The sequence below is a fragment of the Paenibacillus hunanensis genome (genome assembly GCF_014645615.1).
Taxonomy (GTDB): domain Bacteria; phylum Bacillota; class Bacilli; order Paenibacillales; family Paenibacillaceae; genus Saccharibacillus; species Saccharibacillus hunanensis.
In genome coordinates, this window is sequence record NZ_BMMB01000009.1 from 40,577 (window position 1) to 51,351 (window position 10,775).

Consider the following 10,775-nt stretch of genomic DNA (forward strand, 5'->3'; position numbering starts at 1 on the left):
ACAATCATGATCAACATAATACCTACAACTAACAAGCTTAGGTTTTTAGCTTTCATCATTTACCACCTTTGTTGATTTTCAAAGCATTTTTTACCATTTAGACACCATTTATGGTAACAAAAACTTGGAGCCCTGCCAATATTACAAAAACCATTATAGGAGGGCTCCTTTTACTAATGACACGCAGATTCACTCTACATCAAAGAAGAAAATCGATACGATATTTTACAGATTACAACGCATCCGAACGACATGCCTCTGCGCGTTCTTCTGCCTCTTCATCCAATAGCCCGTGTACAATCAACGTCTCGCCATATCCGAGAACACGGATGCGTTCTTTCACGATATGCAGGCGTTGGCGTTCAGTATCAAGGCGATCCAGTGCTTCGCGTGCAGTGTCGTCGGCGAGCTTGAAGGTGCCGTAGTGCATCGGCACCATGATTTCGGCGCAGATGTCGTTGAAGGCGCGCAGTGCTTCTTCGGGTGTGGTGTGCTGGGAGCTATTAAACCATTCCGGTTCATAGGCACCGATCGGTAATAACGCCACATCGATACGGTGACGACGACCGATTTCGGCGAAGCCAGGGAAGTAGCCGCTATCTCCGGCAAAATAAACGCTTGGTGGTACAGCACGCTGCTGATAGCCCATTTCCTTCCTTGTCACGTCTGCTGTAATTGTAGGATGAGGCTGGTGTATGGGGTCTTGAACCGTTACCCACGGGTTATGCTGATCGTCTGGCATGATCGGATGATGTACCGGCTCTAACACATAGCCGCCCCAGTGGGACGTGTTGGTATCCAGTAAAGTACGGCGACTCCAGTGCTGCGTAGGAACAAAGGTAAGGTTCAGATCGCCGATCTTGAGCGTTTCCCACCAGTGCATTTCATGGCAACGCCCGAAGCCTTTGCGCTGCATTTTCCGTTTGAGGCCTGCGGGTACGATAATGGTGGTCGAGCTACGATACAGCTTGCGGATCGAGCTAATGTGCATATGATCGTAATGCGAGTGCGAGATAAGGATGAGATCGATCGGTGGAATATCCTCGATTGGAATGCCTGGCTGTCCAATTCGGCGCTGAAAAGCTAGCCGCTGTGCCCATACCGGATCGGTCACGATATTCAAGCCTTCATATTGGATAAAAAAGGTGGAGTGTCCAATCCACGTGATGGAAGCGTCTTCACGATTATCGTGCAAATAATCCATCTCCGGCTGATGATTCGGCACGAGATAGGAGCGGTCGCGTAGCGCTTTTTTGCGCCGATCGGCACGCCACTGCTTGAACTGCTTGAGAGTCTTGTCGATGCTAACATTGTCTACGTTGTGATAACGAGGTTTTGGCATAACAACATATTCCTCCCCTGCTGCATGTAATGTAAGTCAACTGGATCGGTCTGCGGTAGGTTCACTCGGGTCTATTCACTGTACCTAGAAACCGACCTGTACAGACCTGTACATGAGAAATCCTACTATATAATAGTGAATGCCAGGGCTGTGTCATCCACAGTTCCCTGGCATCGTTGGCAGGCGGGAGACACGGCTGGCGGTCTTTGTCGGTATATTACCCGGTTTCAGAGAGGCCGCAACACCGCCTGCATCGGTACAATATACAAGCCTGCCTCTGGATCACGGCGAATAAGCACCTGCACATCGTACACTTCTTCAATTAGTTCCGACGTCAACACCTCTTGTGGATGACCGGAGGCTAGAATACGACCTTCCTTCATCGCGATAATCACATCGCTATAACGAAGCGCCTGATTAATATCATGCAGCACCATAACAATCGTCAAGCCATATGCCTGATTAAGCCGCTGGATCAGCTCCATAATTTCTAGCTGGTAAAACATATCCAGATACGTAGTCGGCTCATCCAAAAATAAAATCGGTGTCCGCTGGGCAAGTGCCATCGCAATCCATACACGCTGCCGCTCGCCACCAGACAGCTGATCTAATGTGCGGAAACGGCGCTGCTCCAAATTCGTACATGCAATCGCCCATTCTACAGCCTCCTCGTCCTCCTGCTTGTTACTGGAAAACATCGTTTTGTGTGGCATCCTGCCAAAACGAATCAATCGCTCTACCGTTAGATCGTCCGGTGCTTCATTTTGCTGATGCACCACAGCCAGCCGCCGTGCTAGCTCCACAGGACGATAGCGCGCAATCGCCTTCCCATCTAGAATCACTTCGCCTTTTCTTGGCTTGCCATTACTGGACATCACATTGAGCAAGGTCGATTTGCCGCAGCCATTTGGCCCGATAATCGTCGTAATTTTCCCGTGCTGAATCGTCGTTTGCACATTATGGAGCCGATCCACATTGCCATCATAGGAAAAGGTAATACCATTAACGTCCATGCAAGCGGTCACTCCTTCGGATCAGGAAAATAAGAAAAGGCCCGCCGATAATCGCCATAATGATCGATGCTGGTATTTCCTGAGGTGCCAGAACGGTACGCCCCAGCGTATCAGCGAGCAGCAGCAATAATCCACCTGCCAGCGCGCTAAAAGGAATCAGCCATCGATGATCTGATCCGACTAGCTGTCTGCCGATATGTGGAATGAGCAAGCCGATAAATACAATCACACCCGCGATGGCTGTAGCTGTTGAAGCAAGGATGACCGCTACAACCGAGATCAATACACGTACGAGCGTGACATTCAAGCCCAGATTGCGCGCCGTCTTTTCCTGTAACGCTAAATAATTACACCAGCTTGCTACCAGCAGCGCGAGAATCAGTCCAATACCACCGTACCAGAGCATCACATCCACATCGACCCATTTCTTCATCGATAACGTAGAGGTCGTGACCTGATTCAAGCTGGTTACCGCATAGCTTCCACGATAATTAAACGACTGTCCCAGTCCCGAGAAGATCGCATTCACAGCGACCCCGATCAAGATCAGTCGCACCGGATGCAATCCAGAGCGCCACGAGAAGCCATAGACCATCAGACATGCCAGTGCTCCCCCGAAAAAGGAAAAGACCGGCATCCAGAAATACAGCGCTGGAAAAACGGTTACGGCAATCAGCGATACGAGCGCCGCTCCGGACGAAATGCCGATCACACCCGAATCCGCCAGCGGATTCTTCATCACCGCTTGAAATAATACTCCCGCAACGGCTAATCCCGCGCCAGCCATGACCGCGATGATGATACGTGGCAACCGTAGATCACGCACTACATTTACCTGCGCATCCGTTCCTGTCCACAGCCCTTGCAGCAACTGTGTCACACCGACATGCAGACTTCCGGTCATCGCTGAATAGAGCATGACGCCAGTGAGCAGTACCAGCACAGCGATAAAGCTCCATAAGCGGCGGCGCTCCTGACGGTGATACACCCGATGTGTATCCTCTCTGTCGACGTTAGATACTTGGACAGCAGCCGGGGTTGAATTTATATTTGCCAAGCTCCTTCGCTCCTGTCTATTGGTGTTAAATAGTGGTTACTGCTATACGTAGTTCATCAAGCTATTTTGCAGCAGTACGATCCATCTTATTGCGCTGGATACAGCATCTTCACCAGCTCATCCAGCGCTTGATCTGCGGACAGACTTGCTGTCGTGCCAAATAACGGCTCGGGTAAATCATACACATGTCCCGTTTGCACCGCATTAAAATGCTTCCAAATATCATTCGTTTTGAATTCCTCATCAAACATCTGCACAACCTCTTCTGGCATCCCATGCGCCGCTCGCAAAATAATATCTGGATTCGATTGCTGTAAATATTCGGTATTGGAAGCGAGATACTCGACATTTTCGCCCTGTACAATATTCGTGCCGCCTGCGATCTTCACCAGATCACCGATGTACGAATTCTCGGTGGCTACCAGATAACTACCCGGCACACCTAGCAAGATCAGCACTTTAGGCGAAGGCTTACCTGCCACCTGATGCTTGATCTGGGCGACTTTACTTTGCAGCTTGCTATTGACCGCCTTCGCCTGCTCTGCACGATCAAAACGCGCACCCAGCTTGGTAATTTCCTTTTCCATATTAGTGAGACTTTCAAAATTCAGAAACTCAGCATTAATGTTCAGTCCCTTGAACTTGGGCTCCAGATCATATTGAAGCGTAGTCACAGATAAAATATCGGTTGGCGCAAGCGACAGCACCTTTTCCATATCAGGGCTCATCGGGTTGCCCACATCCGGTACATCCTTATAACGCTCCGGCAGCTGCTTAGTGCTGGTCGGCTTACCTACCAGATCAAGCTGGAGCGCGTCAGCAATCTCAGTGATCGCAACGGTTGTAGCGACGATACGTGCTGCCCCTGTATCGGTAGTTCCTTCATTTCCCTGCGCCGCTGCCGTTGTAGAGGCTGTACCCGCAGAGCTAGAGCAACCGGATAAAAGAAACACCAGTAGACATAGCAACACGCCCCAGCTCATCCATTTCCCTATCGATTGACGCCTGTGTTGATGCTGATTGATCATAGACGCGCTCGACAATCCAATACCACGTATACGTGAATAGGATGGACTATATTCGATGTCTGCTACTGGCTCGAACGCGGACGAATCGCTTGTCTGCACAGCAGGTGTAGCATACTTGGTGTCTGATTGCCTTGATGAATAGACGTTCACATGATTCCCTCCATGATCGTAATCGTTGCCCAAATGCCTGCAAGTCCTGACACATCGACGCGCCAAGACTTGCAAATGTGCAGATGGATTAACCTGCGTATGATGCTGTGCTTACCATGCCTTTTTACTGGATTCATCTAATTGCAGCTGAATCGTATACCAGTGATCATAAGGCACACCGCCGATGATCAGACCAGGTACAACAACATGGGTGTACGCGTTGATCTTAGCGGAAGGATTGTTTACTTTGAAACGAACAACAGTTGTTTTACCGGTCGAGGAGACCTTTTCAACGTCCTTCCATACGCCATCCTGCTCCACTTGCAGAACAGGCATCCAGCTACCATTGTTCAGTGTCAGCTCAACATAGGTGGTGCCATTTTGCTCGATCAATGTGGCGGTTGGATGGATATAGTCGTTCATGACGGATAGCTCGCTCGTCTGATCCTTATAGGCTTTGATGCCAATGCTGTATTTTTGCGGTGCGCTCGTTGCTGGAGCAGGCTGCACGGCAGGATTGGCGGCTGGTGGCTGTACGCCATTCGGGACAGGCGCTGTATTGTTGCTGCCTGCCTCACCCGACTGCTGTACAGGCTTTGGCTCTGTTGTGTTCGACGACTTGGATGGCTCGTTGATCACTGGCACTTGCTGGCTACCATCGGCAGCTTGCAGTGAAGCACGGTCAAATAGCAGCTGCCCACCCATTTTCTGATTGTGTAAATACCGTTCTGGCGCATTTACATGAGCGAAAATACTCAGCTTTTTATCCAGATTCGGCACTTCAAAGGTGATCGTACGCGACTTTCCATCCTTCGACTGTGCTACTACAGTCGGCGCCGTATACTTGCCTTCAAAATCAGTCATAAATGCGGGCAATGCCTCACCATCTGTAATCGTAATCGTCGCCTGAACTCTGCCGTCCTTAGCAGTCAGCTTAGCCGTACGATCCAGATAAGGAGTGAGCACCGAATCGGTTTCCGCCCCATTGGTGAGAATACGATAGGAAGCTCTGTATACTCCATCCGTGATCGCATTGGTGCCTTTGTTACTGGTCGTTATCGTGCTTGCTGTATCCGCAGCAACAGCGCTCGTATCGAATTTCAGTTCAAACTCATACACAGTATTGCTGTCTGTGCTGGCAATGCTTACACCACCTGCGGTTACGAGCTGCGCTGGCACATTTTTCGTATAATCAGATACAGTAAACTTGAATGTTTTTGTATTGTTGGTTGTATCGCTACGGATCACCTCAGCATCGATGTATTGTGTACCATCATAGATACGTAGCGCTTGAATATCGCTCGCATGTTGCAAAGTCATCGCTACATGACGCTGATCGTTTTCAACCGTTAATTGCACGGGCTGCTCTGTCGAGATAAACCGTGCCAGTGGTGTGGTGGTACCCGAAGCGATACCTGGCATCACAATGCTAAATGGCAGCTTGTACGTGCCACTTGCCAGTGTTTTAAAATCTAAAGGCAAGACGGTATTCGTAGCAGATGCGACAGGAGCCTCATAGGCGCTAAGTGAGCCAATTTTCAGATCAACATCATACGTATGATCATAGTCAATGCCACCAAGTGATAGTCCAGGCACGATGACATGCGTATTGATTTTTACCGTTCTAGGCAGATCGGTGACCTGAAATTGAACGGTGCGAGTATCCGCAGAGGCGGATTCCTCGACCACCTCGGCATTTTGACCGCCGACCTTGAAGGTTTTGATCCAGTTGCTATTTTTTAGCTTCACCTGCACATAATACTTGCCTGACTTTTTAACAACGGTAACCGGCTTCCAAATGTAACCGTCCATAACGGAAAGTTCATTCGTTCCGTATTTGATCGCTGTGAGGCTGGCGCTATATTTGCCATCAGCGAGACCGTCTGTTTTACTAGTGGATTGTGGTGTATCGAATTGCAGTCGCAATGGATGGCTCATTTCGTACGCGCCTGCCTTTACATCCACCTGTGCATTCATGATCGTTTGCAGATGGGTCGTTGTAAAGGATACGATCCGCTGATTCTGAGCGGTATCTTCACTAACGGTCTTTGTATCAGACAGAACGCCGCCCTGCTCGATTTGTAGACGCGGAATCATACTGCTGCTATTCAAAGCAAAGGAGACCGTATAGCTACCGCCTTTCGCTACAATCTCAGCTGGAGCAACCAGATATCGATTCATTTCGGACATGACGTCCGCTTGCTGCTGGAGTGCTTTAAAATCAGCTGTATACGTGCCGTCCTTTAATACGATTGGTTCGGGCTGTATCAGCTCTGGTTCTGGAGTTGGTGTTGGTTTCGGTTCAAGTGTCAGTGCAGAAGCATCAAACTTCAAACGAATGGCATGATCCATTTCGTAGGCACCCATTTTGATGTGTACACTGGCATCCAGGATGTCATCCAGATTTGTAATCGGGAAACGTATCGTACGTTCATTTTTATCTGGATCACTGCTCAATATTTCCGTTTCGACTAAAGTATCATTCACTCTAGTTTTGAAGCTTGTGATCGTGGAGCTATTATTGATCGTAAACGATACATCGTACTTGCCATTTTGAGCGGTAAAGGTCGCTGGCGTGCTAAAATATCTAGCCATCGTTGAAGCTTGATCCTTCGTCGCATGTAGGGCATTGTATTTTAACGTATAGGTGCCATCGGCATACACTGGTGTCGAGCTTGGCGGCGTAAACTTGAACTGCACCACATACCAGTGATCATAGCTAATATCAGGGATAACCACATGCGTATACGCATTTAGCTTTTGCGATACGCTCTCAATCGGAAACTCAACGACTCGTGTATTGGTGGACGTATTTTCAGATACGGTTTTGACTTCGGTATACGCATGGTTTTGCTCGGTTTGCAGGGAACGAATCAGATTGCTATTGTTGACTATCAGACGGATATATTGCTGATCGCCTCGGGTCACAAGCTGGGCAGGCTTCTGCATATAGCTGTCCATCATCGAAACCTCTTCCGTCCCATCCTTGTACACGCTATATTCAATATCTGATACGGTTTCCTCGTTCAGATCCCCATTGTCGAATTGAAATTGTACGATATACCAGCTGTCATATAAGCCAGGAACAATAACATGAACCTTAGCGGAGATGTAGCTATTCGCTCCAGTAAGCGCATCGGCTGGGAATTGCACGGTGCGGGTATTATTCGCGGTATCTCGCGCAATAATATCGGCTTTTTTGTATTGTCCATTCACATCGGTCTGTAGCTCAGTTACCAGACTGCTGCTATTGATTCCTACCTGGATATAGCGTTTATTATCTGCTGTTGTTACGAGTGTAGCCGGCTTTTGCATATAGCTGTCCATCATCGATGTCTCGCTCTTGCCATCCTGTAGAACTTTAAAATTCATACTCTTTGTTACACCGGTAGCTGGTGCGACTAGATCAGGATCGGTCGGCACAGGTGTAGGCGATGGTGTGATCGGCGTTGTGGCCTGGAGGGTCGAACGATCCAATACTAACCAGCCCGAGCCAGGCGTTGCGTTAAACTCATATTGCAGGGTGATCTGCTCGTCCCAATCCGAGATCGGGAAGCTAATGCGCGTGTACTGCGTAGCGCCATCCTGCTCAGTCGTATACGTCGCTGCTTCGGTCACTCCATGCTGCGTAGCCGTTAGATTTAGGAAACCATCGGCATTTTTCCCTCTGAAGCTAAATTCATACTTGCCATCCTTGATCACCAGCCAGCCTGGCGTGGACGCATTATCATAGCTTGGACGAAATGCCGATACATCTCTACCTGTTCCGTCGGTACGAAGCACCTTATAATCGATCAAATACGTACCATCGGCATACGTATCATAGGTAGCGGTTGTAACGCTTATCCCATCGTTATATATACTTGCAGGATCGGTAGAAGGAACATGCGTCCATGTGGACGAATCGGTCGTACCTGCTGCTGATGTGTACGTATCCGTTGTAGCTGTATCGGACTCGTTAGCCGAAGCCAGAGCTGATTGATTTCCATACGTATCCGCACTTACACTTGCTCCCTGGCTACTTGCCATCTCCTCTGCGAAGGCAGCTGGCAATGCCGGAGAAATCATCGAGAAAATCATCACACCTACGATCCATTTGATTACTACTTGCGAAAATCGCCTTTTCAAAATGATGCTCCCCCTATGACCAAAATAGACTTATCCAGAGCCCTGAAGCCCTGGATAAGCAATCCGTTTTGATAAATCTTCTCTGTCTTATTCGATCGTGCTTTGATCAAAAGCATAGTCCACATCATACGTGTGGTCATACGGTTGACCTGCCACTTCTGCTGGAACAACAACGCGTACCTGAACCGCCACACGCTGGCTCAGATCACTTACCGGGAACGAATAAGTTACATTATTGCCGCTAACTGTAGCTGTCGCATTCACATACGTGCCGTTCTGTTTCGTTTTGAACGATTTGATCCAATCTTTGTTTTTCAGCGTGACCTTGATCGTGGATTGTCCACCTGACACGACCAGTGTCGCTGGCTTCACGGAAAATTGCGAATTGTTCATGTAACTGGAAGGTGTGTTCGTACCGGAAGTATACACGGTGTAATCGATATCGTATGTGCCATTTCCTACAGCCGCATCCGCTTTCGACGTCCACGGTGCCATCAAAGCGCCAACCAGAGCCACTACCATAGCGATCATGATCGCTTTCAGCCACGTACCTTTTTCTATACGGTTCATTGTCATATGCATCGAATTCATTCTCCTTTTTTCTTCTTTAATAGTGGGATGAACAAGTTCCTTTATGTCACATTTCAGCTAACAGAGGGTAGTGCACATAAAACGATGGGTACTTCTTTAACTCTGTATACCAGCAGCGTAATACCTGTTTGCCGTTGAACAGCCGCTCTTTATTAGCAGTTTTCCGTTATATTACTCCGCACTTGCCTCATCAAACTTCAGGTCAACATTGTATTTGCCTGTGTAGCCGATGACCGGAATTTTGATTTCTGCATACGCGTTCAGTGTTGCATTCAGATCAGCAACCGGGAATTCAACGACACGCGTATTGTTAGCTGTGTTAGTGCTTACGACTGTAGTGTCAACGAGTTGACCGTTTTGTTCCACTTTGAATACAGTGATCAGATTACTGCTCGTGATCGTAATACGCGCCTTGGTCACGCCACCTGCTACCGTTACAGTTGCTGGCTTCACTACATAGCTATCCAGACGAGAGGTGCTTGTAGAACCATCTGCCAGCACTTTGTAATCGACGGAATAGGTGCCCTCTGCCAGTGCAGCATGTGCTTGACCTGCGCCCCATGACAATGCCAGCATACCGAGCAATGCGGTCATCAGCATGATGAGCAGCGTATTTTTGAAGCTCCATTTTTCATTGCGGTTGATTGCGATATTCATAACAGCACACTCCCTGTATCATAGTGAATTAGTTTACTTTTTTAAGACTTTTCAGATCAGGCTTGAAGCGGATCGTGTAATCGTGATCGTAGCTGTAGGAAGGCACGGTGACATGAATTTGCGAGATGGTGGGGGTATTCAGATCAGCAATCGGGAACTGTACAATGCGCGTATCCTTCGCTGCATTCGTTTGGATCACCTTGCTGTCGATGATCTTGCCCTTGTACTTCACCTTGAACTTCGTTGTCCAGGTGCTGTGGTTAATCGTGATCTGCATCGTCATCTTAGTGCCTGTCACATAGAGCTTGGCTGGCTTTTCAAAATAATCGTTAGCCATTGATACCGAGTTATCCTCAGCCCGCAAAATATCGTAATCCAATGTATATGTACCTTTTGCAGGCCGGGATGAGGATGCCGCTGTTGCCGCCTCAGGAAGTACCGAACCAAGTAAAATAGCAAACACGATTAGCCAGCCGATACGTAAAACAAATCGTTGTTTCATAAAAGCTAAAGCTCCTCCTTTCCTCCTCAAAATGGGTGATATCGGAATTTAATTGATTATCATTCTCAATTAAATTCAAAAAATAAATGTCCCTAAAGGACATGTGAAATGCTAGTTATTCCCTATCTAATCAGATTCAGGGAAGGGTGTGCATTACACATCGCCAATGGTAGACCAAGCTTCCATTCGTTGTCAATACGTCAATATTGCCCTATCCCCCTGTAAAATCAACACTTTTATGGACAATTCGAATTTCCGCTTCTTCTATAGCGATCGTGTAGATGCAATAGGTCGATCCCTTATTTTT

At 48.1% G+C, this 10,775-nt stretch carries 8 protein-coding genes; all 8 read right to left on the reverse strand.

Features of this window, described 5'->3' with window-relative positions:
* Nucleotides 1–232 precede the first annotated feature (232 nt).
* Nucleotides 233–1,342 carry an MBL fold metallo-hydrolase gene (locus IEX62_RS19180; RefSeq protein ID WP_188777306.1) on the reverse strand — a complete coding sequence of 370 codons (1,110 nt, stop codon included), beginning with the start codon at nt 1,340–1,342 and terminating at the stop codon, nt 233–235.
* Nucleotides 1,343–1,569: 227 nt separating this feature from the next.
* Complete coding sequence (locus IEX62_RS19185; protein WP_188777308.1) at nt 1,570–2,355, reverse strand: ABC transporter ATP-binding protein; 786 nt, start codon at nt 2,353–2,355, stop codon at nt 1,570–1,572.
* Nucleotides 2,345–3,274, reverse strand: coding sequence for a FecCD family ABC transporter permease (locus tag IEX62_RS19190; protein ID WP_188777443.1), 930 nt, complete (start codon nt 3,272–3,274; stop codon nt 2,345–2,347). Before IEX62_RS19190 ends, IEX62_RS19185 begins: the two co-directional genes overlap by 11 nt.
* Before the next feature lie 224 nt (nt 3,275–3,498).
* Nucleotides 3,499–4,395 (reverse strand): heme ABC transporter substrate-binding protein IsdE, encoded by an 897-nt coding sequence (gene isdE, locus IEX62_RS19195; protein ID WP_188777445.1) that lies wholly within the window; start codon nt 4,393–4,395, stop codon nt 3,499–3,501.
* A 306-nt stretch (nt 4,396–4,701) separates the two neighbouring features.
* Nucleotides 4,702–8,718, reverse strand: a complete 4,017-nt coding sequence (locus IEX62_RS19200; protein WP_188777310.1) for an NEAT domain-containing protein — start codon at nt 8,716–8,718, stop codon at nt 4,702–4,704.
* Between the two features lie 87 nt (nt 8,719–8,805).
* Nucleotides 8,806–9,300 (reverse strand): NEAT domain-containing protein, encoded by a 495-nt coding sequence (locus IEX62_RS19205; RefSeq protein ID WP_188777312.1) that lies wholly within the window; start codon nt 9,298–9,300, stop codon nt 8,806–8,808.
* A 180-nt stretch (nt 9,301–9,480) separates the two neighbouring features.
* Complete coding sequence (locus tag IEX62_RS19210) at nt 9,481–9,966, reverse strand: NEAT domain-containing protein (RefSeq protein ID WP_188777314.1); 486 nt, start codon at nt 9,964–9,966, stop codon at nt 9,481–9,483.
* 28 nt (nt 9,967–9,994) lie between these two features.
* Nucleotides 9,995–10,468, reverse strand: a complete 474-nt coding sequence (isdC, locus tag IEX62_RS19215) for a heme uptake protein IsdC (protein WP_188777316.1) — start codon at nt 10,466–10,468, stop codon at nt 9,995–9,997.
* Between the last annotated feature and the right edge of the window lie 307 nt (nt 10,469–10,775).

Bases quoted from the DNA above. Each gene is read 5' to 3' on its own strand.
- IEX62_RS19190 (WP_188777443.1), bottom strand. From the start codon at position 3,274: ATGCTCTATTCAGCGATGACCGGAAGTCTGCATGTCGGTGTGACACAG.
- IEX62_RS19210 (WP_188777314.1), bottom strand. From the start codon at position 9,966: ATGAATATCGCAATCAACCGCAATGAAAAATGGAGCTTCAAAAATACG.
- IEX62_RS19180 (WP_188777306.1), bottom strand. From the start codon at position 1,342: ATGCCAAAACCTCGTTATCACAACGTAGACAATGTTAGCATCGACAAG.
- isdE (WP_188777445.1), bottom strand. From the start codon at position 4,395: ATGAGCTGGGGCGTGTTGCTATGTCTACTGGTGTTTCTTTTATCCGGT.
- IEX62_RS19205 (WP_188777312.1), bottom strand. From the start codon at position 9,300: ATGCATATGACAATGAACCGTATAGAAAAAGGTACGTGGCTGAAAGCG.
- IEX62_RS19185 (WP_188777308.1), bottom strand. From the start codon at position 2,355: ATGGACGTTAATGGTATTACCTTTTCCTATGATGGCAATGTGGATCGG.
- isdC (WP_188777316.1), bottom strand. From the start codon at position 10,468: ATGAAACAACGATTTGTTTTACGTATCGGCTGGCTAATCGTGTTTGCT.